Genomic DNA, 18,263 nt, shown 5'->3' with positions numbered 1-18,263 from the left:
AGAGAACCACAATGGCCAAGTACATGCTGATCATGCGGGCAACCGACGAGTCCCTCGCGAAGTTCACGGACGTCGACTTCACCGAGGCACTGACCGCCATGGGCAAGTTCAACGACGAACTCATCCGGGCCGGCGTCCTGCTGGCAGCCGAAGGCCTGGATGACCCCAAGGAGGGTGTCGTGGTGGACTTCACCGGGGAGCAGCCGGTGGTCACCGACGGGCCGTACGGGGAAACGAAGGAGCTGTTCAATGGCTTCTACCTCCTGGATGTCGCCTCGAAGGAGGAAGCCATCGAGTGGGCCAAGCGCGCACCGATGACCGAGGGCAGCAAGACCGAGATCCGCAGGGTGCCCACCATCGACGAGTTCCCGCAGGACAACGAATGGATCCAGAAGGAACGCGCCTGGCGCGAGCAGACCGGGCAGCTCTGAACCGGCAGCCCTGAGGCACGGTGGCATCCAACGCGGCGAGGGCCGCCGTCGAAACTGTGTGGCGGATGGAAGCCGCCCGCATCGTCGGCGCCCTCGCCCGCTTTACCGGCGATTTCGCCCTCGCCGAGGACCTGGCGCAGGAGGCTCTCGCCGAGGCACTCGTGTCCTGGTCCGTCAACGGCGTCCCCGCTGAACCGACGGGCTGGCTGCTGACCACCGGCCGCCGTCGTGCCATCGATGCGTTCCGACGGCGGGCGGCCGGGGATGAGCGCTACGCCCTGCTCGCCCGGGACCTGGAGCCGGAGGTTCCGGGGCCGGATGCGCTGTTCGACCCGGAAGCGGTCGACGACGACGTGCTGGCCCTGATGTTCATCTCCTGCCATCCGGTGCTGTCCAAGGAGGCCCGGATCGCGTTGACGCTCAGGGTGGTGGGCGGTTTGGGGAGCGAGGCCATCGCTAAGGCGTTCCTGGTCCCGGTGGCAACCATCCAGGCGCGCATCACCCGTGCCAAGAAAACCCTCGCCGCCGCCAAGGTCCCGTTCGCGGTGCCGGAGCCGAAGGAGCGGGCCGAACGGCTGGGCTCCGTGCTGCAGGCGGTCTACTTGATCTTCACCGAGGGGTCCTTCGCGTCCGGCGGCGACTCGTGGATCCGCCGTGACCTCGCCGCCGAGGCGCAGCGGCTGGGCCGCACGCTGGTCCGGCTCGATCCGCAGCCGGAGGTTTTCGGGCTGCTCGCGCTGATGGAACTGACCGCCGCCCGCTTCCCGGCCCGCGTGGACGCGTCCGGCCAGCCGGTCCTCCTCGAGGACCAGGACCGGCGGCTGTGGGACCGGTCCGCGATCCGGCGGGGACGCGCCGCGCTTGCAAAGGCCGACGGCGGCCGCGGGCTGGGTGCCTACGGGCTACAGGCCTCCATCGCCGAGTGCCATGCGGTGGCGGGGTCGGTTGCCGGGACGGACTGGCCCCGGATCGTTGGCCTGTATGAGGCACTCGGCCGGCTGACGCCGTCGCCCGTCATTGAACTCAACCGGGCGGTGGCGGTGGCCATGGCTTCCGGCCCGTCCGACGCTCTGGTGCTGGTGGACGCGATCGCGGCCCGCGGCGAACTGGGCGGGACGCACCTGCTTCCGTCCGTGCGAGGCGAGCTTCTCACCCGGCTGGGCCGCGGGGACGAGGCGCGGGCCGCCCTCCAGGAGGCCCTGGAGTTGTGCGGGAACGCGGCGGAACGGGCGGCGCTCGAACGCAAAATCGGCGCCCTCCGCGCGGGACAGTAGAAACCACCGGGGGCAGGCCTCCATAGGGAGCTGACCAGCCACTATGCTGGCAGCATGTCTACCTATGAAGTGACCCGCAGCGCATTCATTCCGGCCCCGGCCGAGGCAATCTTCCCCCTGATCAACAGCTTTCACGAATGGACCAAATGGTCGCCCTGGGAGACCGTGGACCCCACCATGGAACGCCACTATTCCGGCAATGACGCGGGCGTCGGCGCGAAGTACACCTGGAGCGGCAACCGCAAGGCCGGCAGCGGCAACATGGAGATCGTCGAGTCGACGGCGCCGCGCGTGGTCCGGATCCGGCTCGAATTCACTAAACCCTTCAAAGCCGTCAACCCCACCTCCTTCACCCTGACCCCGGCCAACGGCGGCACCACCGTGAAATGGACCATGACCGGCGAGAACAAGGGGCTGGCCAAGGTCTTCGCCCTGTTCATGAACATGGACAAGCTGGTTGGTGGCGACTTCGAAAAGGGCTTGAAGCAGCTCTCGGCGGCGGCGTCAGCTAAAACGACGGGACCGTAAAGCCCAGCCCCAGCAGGCCCCTGCCCGCCTGCTCCAGGATCGGGTCGATCGCGAGCGTCGGATGGCTGAGCAGCACGTTCACGTCGCGCTGGATCCGCTGGAGCGGGTGGGCCAGCCGCTGCGCGCTCCCGCCCGACCCCGCGGCCACGAGGCGCACGGCTTCGGCGGAGGCTTCGCCGCTGAGGGCGAGCGAGAGGCGGTAGGCGGCGCGGCCGCCGTCGTCCAGGTCCGAATGGCGGGCGCCTAACCCGGCGGCCAGCCGGACCGCCTCCTCCCAGTGCAGCCGCGCCGTGGCCAGCTGCCCGTAGGCCCGCGAGAAGCGGGCCTGAGCCAGCGGCGAATCCGACTGCCGGGTCTCCACAGTGTTCTTGACCTTGCGCACCATCATTCCTTCGCGGAAAAGTTCGACGGCGTGCTCCGCGGCTCCCAGCGCGGCGGACGGCGCCACGAGGTTCAGCAGGATGGCCATGGGGGTGCGGAGGATGGGGTCGGGGTGGATCCGGCTGCCGGGGTTGTCCGCTGCGCCCAGCAGGGCCCAGTCCTGCACCCGGTGTTCGGGCACAAAGAGATGCTGCGCCGTGAGATCGTTGCTGCCCGTACCGCGCAGGCCCGCCGTATGCCAGACGTCAAGCAGTTCGAGCTCGGCCACCGGGACCAGGGCCTGCATGCGGATTCCGTTGTGCTGGACGGCCAGCAGCGCCCATTCCGAGTGCATCACGCCGGACGCGAAGCTCCAGTGTCCGGAGACAGCGTAGCCGCCCGGAACCCTATCAGCCGTGCCCACGGGGGCGCCGGTTGCGGCCGCCAGGGGAGCGGGCCCGCCGGCGAACACTTCCTGCTGGACCCGCCGCGGCCAGCGCGCCAGCATCCAGACATGCTCAGCCAGGTGGCCGGCCGTCCACGCGGTGGAGGCGCAGCCCCGCGACAGCCGGCGGATCACCTCGGCGTAGGTTTCAACACCCAGCCCGGATCCGCCCAGCGCCTTGGGGGACAGGATCTGGAAAACCCCGGCGGCCTTGAGCTCCGACATGGTGGATTCCGGCAGGCGCCGCAGTTGCTCCGTCTCCTCAGCGCGTTCCCTAAGCCGGGGGATGAGGGCGTCCACGCGGGCCAGGATTTCTTCGTGGGCCGGGCCCGGGACGGGTTCGACGGCGGCCGGGTCCAGGGCGGGTACGACGGCGGCTGGCAGGTCGAGCGTGTGGGCCGTGTGGTCGCGTTTGGCGGCGAGGTACCGGTGGTTGGCTTCGGACAGGTGGACCCCGGTGGGGACCTGCTCGGCGATGTTGATCCCCAGGGAGGTGAGCTGGGCGGCCTTGTCCGGGTTGTTGGTGAGCAGCCGGACGGAGGTTGCCCCGACGGCGCCGAGCATCTGGGCGGCCGCGGTGTAGTCGCGTTCGTCGTCGCCGTGGCCCAGGGCCCGGTTGGCTTCGTAGGTGTCCAGGCCGGTGTCCTGCAGGGCGTAGGCGTCCAGCTTGGAGTACAGGCCGATGCCGCGGCCTTCCTGCCGGAGGTAGAGGAGGAATCCGCCGGCGGCCGAGATCTGTTCCACGGCCTCGCGGAGCTGGGGGCCGCAGTCGCAGCGCTCGCTGCCGAAGACATCGCCGGTGAGGCACTCGCTGTGCAGCCGGACCAGGGGCGTGTTGCCGCCGTCGGCTGCTTCATTCAGCAGGCCGTCCCAGTCGCCGAAGGCCAGCAGGAGGTGATCCTTGCTGTCGGCCAGCCCGTGGAAGGTGAGGACCTCGGCGACGGTGCTGTACCCGTCCGGGAAATGCAGCGGAACCGTCACGCGGCTGCGGACAGTTGCGGGGGCGGTCAGTGACGCGGCGATGGACTCGAAGAACGTGGTCATCCGGGGTTCCTTGCACTCGAAACAAGAGAGGCGCTTACTTGAAGCTTAAAGTAAATATACGCGCCAATTGTTGAAGTTGCAAGCATTTGTGTCGTCGCCGCAGCGTCCGCGGAAGCTCGTCAGCCGTTCTTACCCTTGGCTTTGCCCTCGCCCTTGGCTGGTGCGGGCGGAGGGGCCGGTGCAGGGACGGGCGCAGCTGCCGCAGCGCTCTCAGCGGCGGCTTGCGCCGAAGCCTCCGCCTCCGCCCGGGCCTTCTCGGCCTCAGCCGCGGCTGTAGCGGCGGCTGCTTCCTCCGCCGCTTTCGCCGCTGCCGCAGCGGCTTCCATGGCGGCGGTGAGGTCGGCCCGTACCGCGGCGACGCTGGTCATGATGCCCCGGCGCCGGTCCTCGGAAACCTGGCCGCTGTCCGCTGCGGACGCCACGCCGGCTTCCAGGCTGTCCAGTGCCTTGAGTGCTGCGGCGGGATCGTTCGCGGCCGCCGCCTGGCTGACGCCGAGTACCTGTTGCTGAAGCGTGCGTGCTACGTCGCGCTGCAGGCCGGTATCGGCAGGCGCGCAGCCGGCTATCATGGCGGCCAGTGCCAAGGCGGCGGCCAGCCGAAGGCATCGCCGCGCGCCACGGCCTCCGCCGCGGGGCCGGAAAAGCGTCATGGTTCCACTTTCTTCTGGAGTTCCTGGAGGTGGTCACCCAGGGCGCCCGTGACCGTCGGGTAAGGCACGACGTCGGCTGTGGACTCTTGGGGCAGGCCCGCCGTGAGCGCCACGGACCCGCCCGCTGCCGCAAGCAGGATCAGGATGGCTGCTGGCCAGAGGCGCCTCGAGCGTCGCGCGCGGGACGGCCGTGCCGGCCTGCGCGTTTTTGGACGCTTGGGACCCGCGGCAGGGGCGGGGGCGGGCGCCGGGGCAGGGGGTGTGGCTGCTGCCGCTGGCGCTGGGCGGATGGACGGCGCCCTGAAGGGCATGCTGGGCAGGACCCGCGTTGGTTCCGGGGCGAGGCTGCCCGGGGTTGATTGGGGCGAAACAAGAGCCTGCCGCAGGGCTGTCTCTATGTCTGCCGAGGCCGGGCGGTCCAGCGGTTCGATTGCCGTCATCGACCGGATCAGGTCCGCCCACTCCGCCGGAAGGTCCGCCGGAATTTCGGGCGGCCGGTGCAGCCTGGCCACGGCGGATTCCACCGCGCTGCCCGGATATTCCACTGCCTGCTTGATGCATTCGAGCAGCACCAGGCCCAGCGAATAGACGTCCGTGGCGGCGCTGAGCGGCGAGCCCATGGCCTGTTCAGGGCTCAGGTACGCCGCGGTCCCCACCATGGCTCCTGTGGCTGTCAGGCGTGTGGCGTCGGTGATTCTGGCTATTCCGAAGTCTGTGAGCTTGGCCCGCAGCGGCTCCCCGGGGCGGGTCTGGGCCAGGAGGATGTTGGCGGGTTTGATGTCCCGGTGGATGATGCCAAGGCTGTGGACGTAGGACAGCGCGTCGGCGACGCCGGCTCCGATGACCGCGAGTTCGTCCAGCGGGACCGGGCTGTGCCTGATGCGGGTCCGCAGGTCCTGTCCCTCCGCCAGTTCCATGGTCAGGAAGGGGCGCGGCTCGGTGGGGATGCGCGTATCGGTGCCGGCATCAAAAAGCGTCACCAGGCTGGGATGGTTCAGCGTGGCCAGCATCTTGATCTCGGCCTCCTGGCGCTTGAGCTCCCCCACATCGGGGGCCTGGGGCGCGAAGAGCTTCAACGCCACGTCCCGGCCCAAATTCGCGTCCCGTGCGGAGTAGACGGACGACATGCCGCCACGGCCAATCACCTCACCTAGCCGGTAGCGTCCGGCAACCACGTCATTCATGTTGGAGCTGGGCGATTCCGCCACGATAACCGTTCCTTCCGGCGCCTTGGGGCACTCGCCATGCCCAGGATCAGGACGCTGGGAAAAACAACTCTTCCCATGATCTATAAGCATGCTTATCATTGCGGGAGAGGGGGTCCGAAGTCAATCCTGCAGAAGGAATCCGGGGCGGGCGTTGTGGAGGAATTGCTGATTGTTTCGGCGAGTGGACTGGCGCGCGAGGTGTTGGCGATGGTCCGCAGCAGTGGCCAGTATGACGTCATCGGCATCCTCGATGACGATTTCGAATTACTCGGCGTTTCCGTCGACGGAGCCACGGTCCTTGGGGGCATCGGGAGTGTGCTGCGCTACGCGAACGCCAATGTGATCGTGTGCATCGAATCCGAGTTTGAGCGCGAGGCGGCAGTGGGCCGGCTCGCACAGCTGGGGCTCCCCGAAGGGAGGTATGCGACGGCGGTGGACCCGGGCATCCCCCTCCTGGACTCGGCATTTGTCGGCCAGGGAAGCATCCTCCTGCACAACGTCACCGTTGCTCCGGCGGTCAGTCTGGGAAGGCATGTTGTGGCGATGCCGAACGTCCACCTTGGCTGCGACGTCCACATAGCCGACTTCGCCACGCTCTGTGCCGGGGCATCGCTGGGCGGCGGCGCGAGCCTGGGCCGCGGCGTCCATGTCGGAATGAACTCCTGCGTTCGCGAGGGCATCACTGTGGGCCGCTACGCGCGGATCGGAATGGGCGCCGCCGTGGAAAGCAGCATGCCGGAGTTCGCAACGTGGGTGGGAAGTCCGGCCCATTAGAAACCGCGCTCATTAGGAACCGCGCCCTCCGCCGCTCCGCAGTCTCCCAGCACCTGCTGTTGCTCGAACAGGCAGGGCTGGTGGCTGCCCGCAAAGAGGGGCGGAACAGGTACTACAGGCTCGATCCCGAGGGCATGGGCCGGCTCCGTGCGCTGGTCGAGCAGTTCTGGACGGACGAACTGGACCTGCTGGCCGCAGACGCCGCCGAGCTGGCCGGGAACCGTCCCCAGCCAGGAGAACCTGCACCACGCTAGATACTTCATTCCTAGTCAAAGGACCGCTCAGATGAGCTTCGATAAAACCATCCTCCTTCCCGTCGACGCTGACGAGGCCTTCGCCCTGATCACGCAGCCCGAACGCCTGCGCCGCTGGAAGACGGTCGCCGCCAGGGTGGACCTGCGCGTCGGCGGCGAGTACCGCTGGACCATCGTCCCCGGCCACCACGCCGCGGGGACGTTCCAGGAAATCGAGCCGGGCAAGCGCATTGTGTTCACCTGGGGCTGGGAATCCGCCACGGACCTGCCTCCCGGCGCGTCCACGGTCATCATTACCCTGGAGCCCGTCGACGGCGGCACGTCGCTGCGCCTGGTGCATGAGGGCCTCACGCCCGAGCAGTCCACCGCACACGCCGAAGGCTGGAACCACTTCCTGGGACGCCTGGTCAAAGAGGCGTCGTCGGATGCGGGCCGGCCCGGACGAATGGGCGGCCGCCCCGGACCCCATCGACCACCTCATCTCCGCCGACGCGTCGCTGGCAGTCCTGCTCGGAGTCCTGCGCAAGCTCACCCCGGAAGACCGGGAATAGCCGACGCCGTGCGAGGACTTCACTGCCCACGAACTCCTCGAGCCCTGGCCGGGTCGCTGAAGAACATCGGCACCGCCCTGGGCGCCGACGTCACCGACCGCGCCGATGCGGCTCCCGAGGTCCGCATCGCCGAGCTGGCGCAGCCCACGCTGGAGGCGTTCGCCCGCCGCGGCGTTGACGGCACCATCGACATGGGCTTCGCAGAACTACCCGCCACCATGGTGGCCAGCATCCTGAACCTTGAGCTGCTGGTCCATGCGTGGGACTTCGCGAAGGCGAGTGGCCAGGATCTAGCCGTGTCCGACGTCGTCACGGACTACGTGGAGGGCCTGGCCCTGGTGACCATCTCCGAGCAGGTCCGCTCCGGCGGCAGCTTCGCGCCGGCCCAGCCCGTCGCGGAGACCGCAGGCAGCCTCGAGCGACTCATCGCATTCACCGGCCGGACTGTCACCGTCTGACACCCCCGCAGTAAACAGAAGAACAATCACGAAAGAAGGAAAAGGAAATGTCCAAGTTTCTCTTCATCTCCATTCCCCGATGACACCCGCTGAGGCAGCGCCGCCGGCACCGGAGGACATGGAAGCTTCCATGGGGGAGTGGAACGCCTGGGGTGCCAAGGTGGGCGACGGGCTGATCGACTTCGGAACCCCTTTGGCCAACGGCGTCCGCGTTTCGCCTGGCGGAGCCACCGCGCCGAGCACGCTCGAAGTCTCCGGATACAGCCTGATCGAGGCAGAGAATGCTGAGGCAGCCCTGGACCTCGCCAAGCAGCACCCGCACCTGAACATGCCGGGCAGCGAAATCGAGGTCCACGAGGCCCAGCACATTCCCGGAATGTAACCGCCTGGTGGTCGAGCCTGTGTGCTTGAGATCCTCCACGGCAATGGTGTCCTCCTTCGCCATTGCCGGCGCGGTACGCCGCGATGCCAGGGTCAGGTTTCGAAGTGCGTCTCCGGCGCGCCGCCGTAGCCCTCCAGGATGCCTTCCGCGACAAGGCGGAGCTTCATGTTCCGGTGGCTGGAAGCGTTGGAGAGAATGGCAAAAGCCTCATCGTAGGAGCACCTGTTCTGCCCCATGATCACGCCGCAGGCGATGTCGATGGCGGTGCGGCTGGACAGCGCCGAGCGCAGATGCTCGGAAAACTCGGACGCCCGCCGGACCTGCGTTGCCAGGCGCAGGCTCCTGGACGCAAGGTCCCGGAAGCCAAAGACCTGGGACATCAGCTCGCTGGTGAAGACGTTGGCCTCGGTGGCGAGGAAGGTCAGCGCACCGGCATAGCCGTGATCGACGTCCAGGGGGACGCTGACGGCACTGAGATAACCGGCCGCCTGCAGCCGGTGGCGGTAGTGGGGCCACCGAGGGTCCCGTGATTCGGCGTTGACCAGGATGGCCACGTTACCATCCAGCGATTCCGACGCCGGGCCGTGCGAATGCTCCTGGTCCCACCTGGTGAGCATCACTGCTTCCTCCGGGCTGCCGGCCGTGACCGGTTTCCGGTTCGGCGCCCGGAGGGTCACCACGCAGTCAAGGACCGCCTCGGCGGCCCGGGTCATGGCTGCAGCGCCGACGTCGGCGAGCACGTCCAGCGATGCGGCTTCCGTGGGGGCCACCAGGTCATAAAGGAGTTCGGCGCCGTCCCAGCGCCAATCGGTCGCGAGCTCCAGCTCGTCCGAGCCTCCACCCGTTTGTGTCTGACCATCGTTCACGTGATTGCCCCCTTCAAGTGAGAAGGGCCGTCGCTACTGCAGCCAATGCTGAGACTACGGGGCAGCGGACGGGCGGCACACGAGTAGTGGGTACTCGAATTTGAACAGGGCGGACACGCGGCGGCCCGGTCCCAAGGGGGGAGCCGGGCCGGGGCGTTGGCGGTTACTGGCAGCTCACGTCCACGAAGTATGTGACGTCAGCGCCTGGGCCGGCGGGTGCCACAGCGAAGGTGACTGTGGAGCTGTTGCCCCGCATCTTGCCGTAACTGCCGTCCGGGAGTTCGACGGCGGTGATGTCGCAGCCGGGCTGGTCCGATACCTTTATGCTGTGCGTGCCCTCTTCGGTGGCTTCGAAGTGGGCCTCATGGAAGGCAAGCACGGACGGGTTGTATTCGGAGAACTTGATGTTGCTCGCTCCGTTGGTGTCGGTCCATTCAGCAGCGTAGCCGTCCATGGCTGCACCGTTCTTCCAGAACCGGACATCGATTTCCACGATGATGTCGCTGCGGACCTTGAAGTTGTCCACCTTGCTGTACCGCGGGACGAAGCAGTTCTTGTTGCCGGGTGCCGTACAGCTCAGAAGGTTGGTGGGGCTGACCCAAACCTTGTAGACGCCGCCGTTGTTGGGGGTGGTGTTGTATGGGAACAGCTGTACTGTGGCCCCGCCGTCTTCCCCGTCAGCTCCTGTGGCGTGCTGGCAGCCGCCAACGTCGACAACGTCTTCGATGACGCCGCCCACAACAGTGAACTGCCGGCAGGAGACAGGGTCGGTGGAAAGCAGCACCTTCCCGGAGGGGCCGGTTACCTGGAACGAGTAAGTCCCGTCAGGCAGGCCCGCGGCGCCGTCAGGGGCGTTGATCCCGGGTCCGCCGTTGAGGTACACGTCCTCTTTGGCTTCGTAGATGTTCAGGTTCACCGGGACGCCGGACGCGTCCGTGGTGAAGATGGCTCCTGAGATGGTGCTCGGGGGCGCCGCGGCCGCTGGCGAGCCCAGCAGTCCTGCGGAGGCGATGACAATCGCACAGGGAATGGCGAACTTGGTGTTCATGGGGTTCCTCTGTTCAACGAGTAGGGCTGGCTACTCCGACGCGCAGTTGAACAGGCAGGTACTTCCCAGTAAGCACGCTGCCCGTCCACGCCCAACCCGGAACCGGAGGCTGGGTGAGGGCTGCGCCTCAGATCCCCGAATTCTACGCCTGGGCGCAGATGGACGGCAATGAGTATGCGGTGGTCGAGCCTGCTGAGACCCGGTGGATTTCGACAGGCTCAATCACCGGACCCCGGGGGGATTTCGACAGGCTCAATCACCGGACCCCGGGGGGATTCGACAGGATCAACCACCGAAGCCCGGTGGTCGAGCCTGTCGAGACCGGGTTACCCCTGGTTGATGCGGATCATGTTCCCGGACGGGTCGCGGAAGGCGCAGTCGCGCGGGCCCCAGGGCTGGACGATCGGTTCCTGGAGGACTTCGGCGCCGGACGCGCGGAGGGTTTCGAACGTGGCGTCGAGATCGTCCGTGGTGAACACCAGCATGGGCATAACGCCCTTGGTGAGCAGCTCCTGGATGGCGTCTCCGTCAGCCTGTGAGCGGCCGGCGTGCGGAGGGGAAAGGACGAGCTCGAGGTCGGGCTGGGCTGCGCTGCCGAGGGTGACCCAGCGCTGTCCGTCTGAGCCGACGTCGTTCCGGACTTCAAAGCCCAGGGCGTCGCGGTAGAAGGCGAGGGACTCATCGAGATCGTTGACGGTGACGTGTGCGTACTTCAATGAAATGTTCATGTCTTCACGCTATGGCAGCGGAAACTAGGACGCTTCTTCAATCCTGCTCAGTGTTTCGCGGGCTGTTTCCCGGGCCGCTTTCTTGCCCTTGCGGTCCGGTTTGGTGTGCTGCTTGGCGATGCAGTTAGGCATGGCCTTCACGGCGTGGTGTTCCCGGGCCCGGTATTCGCTGGGCGTCATGCCCACGATCTCGGTGAACCGGGAGCTGAAGGAGCCCAGCGACGTACAGCCCACCTCCATGCAGGCGTCCGTCACGTTCGAACCGGCACGAAGCAGCGCCATGGCCCGTTCGATCCGCCGGGTCATGAGGTAGTTGTAGGGCGTTTCGCTGTAGGCGGCCTTGAATTGGCGGGAGAAATGCGCGGGGGACATCAGGGCGCCGGCGGCCATCGTGGGCACGTCCAAGGGCCGGGCATACTCGCGGTCGATCAGGTCGCGGGCCCGGCGCAGGTGGGCCAGGTTGGCCAGTTCCTGCGGTGTCATGCCGTCATTTTACGCGTCGAAGTGGGTGCTGGCTTTGCCGCCGGAGATCTTGACCACCATTTCCTCGGCGATGTCGCGGAGCTTCTGGTTCCGGTGGCTGGAGACGTTGGTCAGGATGGTCATGGCTTCGGCCTGCGTGCAGCGGTTCTGGCCCATGATGATCCCGCACGCCAGGTCGATGGCCGTGCGGCTGGCCAAGGCCGCGTTCAGGTCGTCCGCCGCGCCCTGGGCCGTGCCCACCTTCACCGCCAGGCGCACGGCGCTGCCGGCAAGGTCGGCAAAACTGGCGGCTTCCCTCATGATGTCCGCCGTAAACACGCCCGTGGAGGTGGCGAAAAAGTTCAGGGCGGCTGCGGTGTCTTCGCCCAGTTGCAGCGGCACCCCGAGGGCGCTGAGGATCCCCTCGTCATAGAGCACCTTCTGGTACTCCGGCCAGCGCGGGTCAGTGCGGACATCGCCCAGGAGGGTGGGCACCCCGGTCCTCAGGGCCGCGATGCAGGGGCCGTCGCCCACACGCTGTTCGATCTGGTCAAGGTGGATGGCCTTGGGACTGCTGCCGCCCACCGTGGCTGTCCGCTTGATGCGTTTCAGCGTGACACCGCATTCAATGGTTTCATTGGCGCTCCGGCTCATGACGCCGGCGGCGATCGTAGCGAAGCCGCCCAGGAACTCCGCCACAGACTCCGTACCCACAATCAGGTCCTGGAGTTCAAGGAGGAGGTCACGCTCGGGGCTAGTGGACATCTCCACAACTTATTCCCAACGCGAAATACCCGCAACCAGCCCGCCCGCGGCTAGCCGATGATGGGGCGTTCTTCCGGCAGCCGGTACAGCCTGGGGTGGGAGGACAGGGCGAGCGCGGACGCCACCGTCACGGTGCCGATCCTGCCGGTGAACATCAGCGCCATCAGCACCCATTCGGCCGACGGCGGGAGGTTGGGTGTGATGCCCGTGCTCACCCCCACGGTGGCGAACGCGGAGATGGATTCGAAGAGGACCTTCTCCAGGCTGTAGTCGGTCACCATCAGCAGGGCCAGAGTCCCGCTGACGACGGCGGCGACCCCCAGCAGCGCCACGGACAGGGCCTGCCGCTGCGAGGAAGCGCTGATGGAGCGGTGCGCGATGGTCACCTCGTCGCGGCCGCGGACCTCGTTCCAGATGGAGAAGCCCAGCACCAGGAACGTGGTGATCTTGATGCCGCCCGCGGTGCCGGCGCTGCCGCCGCCGATGAACATCAGGATGTCGGTCACCATCAGTGTCTCCGGGGCCGCCGCACCGTAGTCGATGCTGTTGAACCCGGCCGTGCGGGGAAAGACGCCGCCAGCCAGTGAACCCAGCAGTTTTCCGGTGAAGGACAGCGGGCCCAGGGTCCCGGCGCGGTTCCATTCAAAAGCGGCGAACAGTCCGATGCCAAGAACCAGGAGCCCCAGTGTGCCGTAGATGGTCAGGCGGAGGTGGACGCTCCAGTCCTTTATCCTGAGGTCGCCGCGGACCAGCTGGATGATGACGGGGAAACCCAGGCCGCCGGCGACGATGGCAGCGCAGATGGGGACGATGATCCAGGGATCCTCCGCGAAGCCGATGAGGTTGTCACTGAACAGACCGAACCCGGCGTTGTTGAAGGCGGAGACCGCGTGGAACACGCCATGCCAGAGGGCGGTCCCCGGGTTGGCGTCGTACGCGATCCAGAAACGGCCGGTCAGCAGGACGGCGGTGGCCGCCTCGATGCTGAGCATGATTTTCGCGACGCGCAGCAGCACTGAACGCACGTCGCCCAGGTTCAGCGTGTGGGTTTCGGACTGGGCCACGAGCTGGCCCTTGAGGCCGATGCTTTTGCGTACCAGCAGCGCCAGCAGCGTGGCCAGGGTCATGATGCCGAACCCGCCCAGCTGGATGAGCGCCAGGATCACGCCCTGCCCGAAGGGTGTCCAGAACGTGGCGGTATCGACCGTGACCAGGCCCGTGACGCACACGGCCGAGACGGACGTGAACAGCGCGTCCATGAAGATGTCCGGGTCCTCCGTGGTCCGTGCCATCGGCAGCATCAGCGTGCCGGCGCCGAGGAGGATGACGGCAAGGAACGCGAGCGGGACGGAGCGGACCGGGTGGGTCAGGGCGCGCCTGATGGCGCTCTCCTTCCGGTCCCTGGTGACCTTGGCTTTGGCGGCCCGCAGCTCCTGTGCCATGGGGTCAGCCCACGTGGATGCCGGGCCGGCGCGCGGGGTCCGGCTCGTTTTCCCTGATGATTTCACGCACCACCGGGGCGGTGTCGCCGCGCCCCAGCAGCAGGTAGCGCATCAGGTGCGCCAGCGGATTGCCTTCGGCCCATTCAAAGTAGGCGTGCGGCCGCACTCCGGTGGCGTCGCGGAGCGCCAGCAGGATCGCGGCGATCGCGTTGGGCGCGGCCGGGCTTTCGGCGCGGAGGACGCGGTGCCCGTCCACCTCGATGCCGCGCACCGCCAGGACGTCGCTGAAGCCCGACGGATCGGTCACGTCGATTTCCAGGAAGATCACGTCCGCCGTTCCGGGCACTGGGTTGTTCTCCCGCTGCTCGGCTTCCTTGGCGCGGTATTCCTCGGCGTCGCGGGCCTGCGGGCGGTTGGCGATCAGGTTGATCCGCCCGTCGAAATCAATGGTGTCGGTGATGAAGCGGCGGGCTTCATCGTCGAACTCGATGTTGTGGACCCGGAGTTCGGTGGTGCGGCTGACCCGGGAAACCAGCGACACCACGATGATGCCCAGGATGAAGAAGCCGGAGATGGCCAGGCCGTCCGGCTTGGCGATCACGTTGGCGGCCAGCGCGTACAGCAGGATGAGGGTCAGGATGGAAAATCCGACGGCGGCGCCCCGCCTCTTGCTGCGGGCTGCGGAAATGCTCACGGCCACGGCGCCGGAGACCATCATGGCCAGGATGCCGGTGGCGTAGGCGCCGGCCTGGGCGTTGACGTCCGCGTTGAAACCGATGGTGATCAGGACGCTGATGGCCGTGTAGACCAGGACGACCGGCCGGACGGCGCGGGACCAGTCGGGGGCCATGCCGTAGGAGGGCAGGTAACGGGGGACGATGTTGATCAGCCCGGCCATGGCGGACGCGCCGGCGAACCACAGGATCAGGATGCTGCTGACGTCATAGACGGAGCCGAAGCCGTTGCCCAGCAGCTCGTGGGCCAGGTAGGCCAGGGCGCGGCCGTTGGCTTCGCCGCCTTCGTGGAAGGCGTCGGCGGGGATCAGCACCGTGGTGACGAAGCTGCTGCCCAGGAGGTAGACGCTCATGATCAGGGCGGCGGTGGTGAGGAGCTTGCGGGTGTTGCGGACGCGGGTGGCCAGGCGTTCCTCGGCGGTGGCGCCGCCGGCCGCGACCAGGGGCATCATGCTGACGCCGGTCTCGAAGCCGGAGAGCCCCAGGACCAGCAGCGGGAAGGCGAGCAGGGCAGGCCCGGCGATGTCGCCGAAACCGGTCCCGGCGGAGGTGAGCGCCGCGGTCCAGTCAGCCATGGCACCCGGCCGGGTGACGGCGTCGTACATTCCCACGCCGATGACCACGGCGTTGAGCAGCAGGAAGATGCCCACCAGGGGGATGGCGACGGCGACTGCTTCGGAGAAGCCGAGCAGGAACACGCCGCCGAGGATGAGCAGGAGCGCCACGGTGATGGGGACCGCCTGGCCCTCCAGGAAGGGCGGCAGGTAGGGGTTTTCGAGCATGTGGACGGTGGCGTCGGCGGCGGAGAGGGTGATGGTGATGATCCAGGAGGTGGCCACGAAGCCGAGCAGGATGAGCACAAAGATTTTCCCGCGCCAGAACGGCAGGAGCTTCTCCAGCATGGCCACCGATCCCTGGCCGTGCGGGCTTTCGTGCGCCACCCGCCGGTACATCGGCAGCATGCCCAGCAGGGTCAGGCCAACGATCAGGAGCGTGGCCAGCGGGGACAGCGCCCCGGCGGCAAGGGCCGCGATGCCCGGCAGGTAGGACAGCGTGGAGAAGTAGTCCACGCCGGTGAGGCACATGACCTTCCACCAGCTCTGGGTGGGGGCGTGGTCCTCGGCGGTTTCCGGGCCTACGGGCTGGTGGACCGTGTGTTCGAGCAGCCACCGGGTCAGCCGGTTTCCGGGTTCGCCGTCGGGTTCCGGGTTGGGGACGCTGGCGGGAATGGAGAAGCGGGTGGATGCAGTCAACGGGTAACTTTCTATACCCCACGCAGGCGGGATCGGGGCGAATAACCAACGGAGCCTAGCACCGGGCCGGCGGCCCCCAGCGGGAAAACCCGGGTTCTTAACGCGTTCTTAACGCCTGCCCGCAAGACGCCTCCCGCCGGGCCATTTTGGGGCTTGCGCTTCCACTACTTAGCGGTACTATGTACTAGTAGCTAGTAACACTGAGTAGTGGAGGAGGTGTCCGGTGGGCAAGCAAATGACGGAGATGCTCAAAGGGACGCTGGAGGGCATTGTGCTGGCCCTCCTGACCGGGAGCCCGGCATACGGGTACGAAATCACCACGCTGCTCCGGGCGCAGGGTTTCACCGAAATCGCTGAGGGCACCGTGTACGCGCTGCTCGTCAGGATCGAGCAAAAAGGCCTGGTGGACGTGGAGAAGCGGCCCTCCGAAAAAGGGCCGCCGCGCAAGGTGTACACGCTCAACTCACTGGGCGAAAAGGAACTGGACGAATTCTGGAACACATGGAGCTTCTTGTCCGAACGGCTTGAACAGCTCCGCACGGGAGGAAAGTGAAATGGCAGCAAAGTGGATCGAGCTGGTAACCGGCTCGCTCGAGCAGAAGAAGCAGTACAAGCAGGCAAAGGCCCGGCTGGATGCCCTGCCTGAGCCCTACCGCTCCGTGGCGACCGCCTTCAACCGGTACTTCATGTACTACGGCGGGGTCACCGAGGGGGACACCATCGTGCAGATGTTCGCGGACCTCGCGGACCTGTGGGAACGCGCCGCCATCGACGGCACGCCCGTGAGCGAGATCGTGGGCGAAGATCCCATCGAGTTCGCCGAGAGCTTCGCCCAGGCATACGGCGGAAAGCGGTGGATCGACAAGGAACGGGCCCGCCTGAACGAGGCGGTTGACAAGGCGAAGGCGACGGAGGCAGGGTCATGAGCACCGAGGTGGCGCGAAGCCGGCCCGGCGGACCGGCGATCCGGGTGCAGGGCATCGAGAAGTCCTTCAAGGACCTGCACGTCCTGCGCGGGGTGGAGTTCGAGGTGGCGGCGGGCAGCATTTTCGCCCTCCTCGGCTCCAACGGGGCCGGAAAGACCACCATGGTGAGGATCCTGTCCACGCTGCTGAAGGCCGATGCCGGCACGGCCACTGTCAATGGGTTCGACGTCGGTGCGACGCCCGGTGAGGTCCGCGAGTCGATCAGCCTGACCGGCCAGTTCGCGGCGGTCGATGAAGTGCTCACCGGCAGGGAGAACCTTGTGCTCGTGGCCAAGTTGCGTCACCTGACGGACCCGGGTGCGGTGGCGGACGGGCTGCTCACGCAGTTCAGCCTCACCGATGCGGGGTCCCGGAAAGTGGCGACGTACTCGGGCGGCATGCGGCGCCGGCTCGACATCGCGATGAGCCTGATCGGGAACCCGCCGGTCATCTTCCTCGACGAACCGACCACGGGCCTCGACCCGCAGGCGCGCATCGAGGTGTGGCAGACCGTGAAGCGGCTCGCCGGCCAGGGCACCACGGTGCTGCTCACCACGCAGTACCTCGACGAGGCCGAACAGCTTGCCGACCGCATCGCGATCCTGCACAAGGGCACCATCATCCAGAACGGAACCCTCGCCGAACTCAAGCGGCTACTCCCGCCGGCCAAGGTCGAATATGTGGAGAAGCAGCCCTCGCTCGAGGACGTCTTCCTCGCCCTCGTCGGTGACGCCGGCGAGGCTGACGCCGGCGAGACCGGCACCGGCGACGACGACCGCAGCGCTGACGCCGCCGGCACCCTCCCAGTACGAAAGGAAGTCCGATGACCACGCACGTTCTCGGCGACACAAGCGTCCTGACCAGCCGCTCGCTGCGCCACATCCTCCGCAGCCCCGACACGATCATCACCACCGCTGTCACACCGATCGCGCTGATGCTGCTGTTCGTGTACGTCTTCGGCGGTGCGATCAACACCGGATCCGACCAGTCGTACATCAACTACATGCTCCCCGGCATCCTGCTCATCACGATCGCGTCCGGCGTTGCATACACCGCGTACCGGCTGTTCCTCGATCTTCAGGGCGGCATCTTCGAGCGCTTCCAGTCCATGCCGATCGCCAGGTCCAGCGTGCTCTGGGCGCACGTCCTCACCTCCCTGGCCGCGAACCTGGTCTCGGTGGCGCTCGTCATTGGCGTCGCGCTCATCATGGGGTTCCGCACCGGAGCATCCGTGGCGGCCTGGTCCGCCGTCGTCGGCATCCTGGTCCTGTTCACCCTCGCACTGACCTGGATCGCCGTGATCGCCGGGCTCTCCGCGAAGACTGTGGACGGCGCGAGCGCGTTCAGCTACCCGCTGATCTTCCTGCCGTTCATCAGCTCGGCGTTCGCGCCCACCGACTCGATGCCCGGACCGGTCGCATGGTTCGCCGAGAACCAGCCCGTGACCTCGATCGTGAACTCCATCCGGGCGCTGTTCGCGCAGGAAACCGTCGGCAGCGACATCTGGATCTCCGTGGCCTGGCTCGCCGGCATTCTCGCGGTCGCCTACGCCTTCGCGACCGCCATCTACCGCCGCAAGATCAGCTGAGACCCAGCGGATCTGATTTCCCCTTTGAGCCCCGATCGGTGTGGACCCCGGTT

At 67.2% G+C, this 18,263-nt stretch carries 21 protein-coding genes; 11 read left to right on the top strand and 10 right to left on the bottom strand.

Going from position 1 to position 18,263, the window contains the following annotated elements; all coding sequences use genetic code 11:
• Window positions 1–11 precede the first annotated feature (11 nt).
• The 3 genes from ABV518_RS14980 to ABV518_RS14970 are packed head-to-tail and all read left to right on the top strand — an operon-like array spanning window position 12 to window position 2,233.
• A complete protein-coding gene (locus tag ABV518_RS14980; RefSeq protein WP_310166003.1) occupies window positions 12–431 on the top strand; it encodes a YciI family protein in 420 nt (139 codons plus the stop codon).
• A 20-nt stretch (window positions 432–451) separates the two neighbouring features.
• Window positions 452–1,705 (top strand): RNA polymerase sigma factor, encoded by a 1,254-nt coding sequence (locus ABV518_RS14975; RefSeq protein ID WP_367768048.1) that lies wholly within the window; start codon window positions 452–454, stop codon window positions 1,703–1,705.
• Window positions 1,706–1,759: 54 nt separating this feature from the next.
• Window positions 1,760–2,233: an SRPBCC family protein gene (locus ABV518_RS14970; RefSeq protein ID WP_367768047.1), complete on the top strand. Its 474-nt coding sequence runs from the start codon at window positions 1,760–1,762 to the stop codon at window positions 2,231–2,233.
• On the opposite strand, the gene ribA is transcribed toward ABV518_RS14970, so the two are convergent.
• From ribA to ABV518_RS14955, 3 genes are all read right to left on the bottom strand, one after another.
• Window positions 2,214–4,082 (bottom strand): GTP cyclohydrolase II RibA, encoded by a 1,869-nt coding sequence (gene ribA / locus ABV518_RS14965; RefSeq protein WP_367768045.1) that lies wholly within the window; start codon window positions 4,080–4,082, stop codon window positions 2,214–2,216. The genes ABV518_RS14970 and ribA overlap by 20 nt on opposite strands.
• A gap of 119 nt (window positions 4,083–4,201) precedes the next feature.
• The gene (locus ABV518_RS14960; protein ID WP_367768044.1) at window positions 4,202–4,732 is read right to left on the bottom strand and encodes a hypothetical protein; all 531 of its coding nucleotides are present in this window, start codon (window positions 4,730–4,732) and stop codon (window positions 4,202–4,204) included.
• Window positions 4,729–5,943: a serine/threonine-protein kinase gene (locus ABV518_RS14955; RefSeq protein WP_367768292.1), complete on the bottom strand. Its 1,215-nt coding sequence runs from the start codon at window positions 5,941–5,943 to the stop codon at window positions 4,729–4,731. The genes ABV518_RS14960 and ABV518_RS14955 overlap by 4 nt, the downstream gene beginning before the upstream one ends.
• A 150-nt stretch (window positions 5,944–6,093) precedes the next feature.
• On the opposite strand from ABV518_RS14955, the gene ABV518_RS14950 reads away from it, so the two are divergent.
• From ABV518_RS14950 to ABV518_RS14935, 4 genes are all read left to right on the top strand, one after another.
• Complete coding sequence (locus tag ABV518_RS14950; RefSeq protein WP_367768042.1) at window positions 6,094–6,714, top strand: acetyltransferase; 621 nt, start codon at window positions 6,094–6,096, stop codon at window positions 6,712–6,714.
• Between the two features lie 80 nt (window positions 6,715–6,794).
• Entirely contained in the window at window positions 6,795–6,968 is a 174-nt protein-coding gene (locus ABV518_RS14945; RefSeq protein WP_367768040.1) for a hypothetical protein, read from the top strand.
• Window positions 6,969–6,999: 31 nt separating this feature from the next.
• Window positions 7,000–7,977, top strand: a complete 978-nt coding sequence (locus ABV518_RS14940; RefSeq protein WP_367768038.1) for a TIGR03086 family metal-binding protein — start codon at window positions 7,000–7,002, stop codon at window positions 7,975–7,977.
• A 79-nt stretch (window positions 7,978–8,056) separates the two neighbouring features.
• Window positions 8,057–8,359, top strand: coding sequence for a hypothetical protein (locus ABV518_RS14935; RefSeq protein ID WP_367768036.1), 303 nt, complete (start codon window positions 8,057–8,059; stop codon window positions 8,357–8,359).
• Between the two features lie 92 nt (window positions 8,360–8,451).
• Here ABV518_RS14935 and ABV518_RS14930 read toward each other — a convergent pair whose 3' ends face one another.
• The 7 genes from ABV518_RS14930 to ABV518_RS14900 all read right to left on the bottom strand — a co-directional run bounded on the left by ABV518_RS14930 (window position 8,452) and on the right by ABV518_RS14900 (window position 15,657).
• Window positions 8,452–9,225, bottom strand: coding sequence for an ANTAR domain-containing protein (locus ABV518_RS14930; RefSeq protein ID WP_367768034.1), 774 nt, complete (start codon window positions 9,223–9,225; stop codon window positions 8,452–8,454).
• A gap of 163 nt (window positions 9,226–9,388) precedes the next feature.
• On the bottom strand, window positions 9,389–10,273 hold the full coding sequence (locus ABV518_RS14925) for a hypothetical protein (RefSeq protein WP_367768032.1): 885 nt from the start codon (window positions 10,271–10,273) through the stop codon (window positions 9,389–9,391).
• Window positions 10,274–10,599: 326 nt separating this feature from the next.
• Entirely contained in the window at window positions 10,600–11,001 is a 402-nt protein-coding gene (locus ABV518_RS14920; protein ID WP_131135253.1) for a VOC family protein, read from the bottom strand.
• A gap of 24 nt (window positions 11,002–11,025) precedes the next feature.
• A complete protein-coding gene (locus ABV518_RS14915; protein WP_367768030.1) occupies window positions 11,026–11,484 on the bottom strand; it encodes a helix-turn-helix transcriptional regulator in 459 nt (152 codons plus the stop codon).
• Between the two features lie 9 nt (window positions 11,485–11,493).
• The gene (locus tag ABV518_RS14910; RefSeq protein WP_367768028.1) at window positions 11,494–12,228 is read right to left on the bottom strand and encodes a GAF and ANTAR domain-containing protein; all 735 of its coding nucleotides are present in this window, start codon (window positions 12,226–12,228) and stop codon (window positions 11,494–11,496) included.
• 50 nt (window positions 12,229–12,278) lie between these two features.
• The gene (locus tag ABV518_RS14905) at window positions 12,279–13,670 is read right to left on the bottom strand and encodes a TrkH family potassium uptake protein (RefSeq protein WP_367768026.1); all 1,392 of its coding nucleotides are present in this window, start codon (window positions 13,668–13,670) and stop codon (window positions 12,279–12,281) included.
• A 4-nt stretch (window positions 13,671–13,674) separates the two neighbouring features.
• Window positions 13,675–15,657 carry an amino acid transporter gene (locus ABV518_RS14900; RefSeq protein ID WP_367768024.1) on the bottom strand — a complete coding sequence of 661 codons (1,983 nt, stop codon included), beginning with the start codon at window positions 15,655–15,657 and terminating at the stop codon, window positions 13,675–13,677.
• Window positions 15,658–15,880: 223 nt separating this feature from the next.
• Here ABV518_RS14900 and ABV518_RS14895 point away from each other — a divergent pair, with 223 nt between their 5' ends.
• From ABV518_RS14895 to ABV518_RS14880, 4 genes are read left to right on the top strand one after another with little or no spacing between them, the layout of a single operon-like run.
• The gene (locus ABV518_RS14895) at window positions 15,881–16,210 is read left to right on the top strand and encodes a PadR family transcriptional regulator (RefSeq protein WP_367768022.1); all 330 of its coding nucleotides are present in this window, start codon (window positions 15,881–15,883) and stop codon (window positions 16,208–16,210) included.
• 1 nt (window position 16,211) lies between these two features.
• On the top strand, window positions 16,212–16,583 hold the full coding sequence (locus ABV518_RS14890; protein ID WP_367768020.1) for a DUF1048 domain-containing protein: 372 nt from the start codon (window positions 16,212–16,214) through the stop codon (window positions 16,581–16,583).
• Window positions 16,580–17,449: an ABC transporter ATP-binding protein gene (locus tag ABV518_RS14885; protein WP_367768018.1), complete on the top strand. Its 870-nt coding sequence runs from the start codon at window positions 16,580–16,582 to the stop codon at window positions 17,447–17,449. The genes ABV518_RS14890 and ABV518_RS14885 overlap by 4 nt, the downstream gene beginning before the upstream one ends.
• Entirely contained in the window at window positions 17,446–18,210 is a 765-nt protein-coding gene (locus tag ABV518_RS14880; RefSeq protein ID WP_367768016.1) for an ABC transporter permease, read from the top strand. The genes ABV518_RS14885 and ABV518_RS14880 overlap by 4 nt, the downstream gene beginning before the upstream one ends.
• Window positions 18,211–18,263: the final 53 nt, after the last annotated feature.

Origin of the sequence: Arthrobacter sp. HS15c, from assembly GCF_040812005.1 — a bacterium.
In the GTDB taxonomy this organism is placed as follows: Bacteria; Actinomycetota; Actinomycetes; order Actinomycetales; family Micrococcaceae; genus Arthrobacter.
Note: the sequence above shows the minus strand (reverse complement) of the source record. Positions and strands in the feature narration are given on the sequence as shown.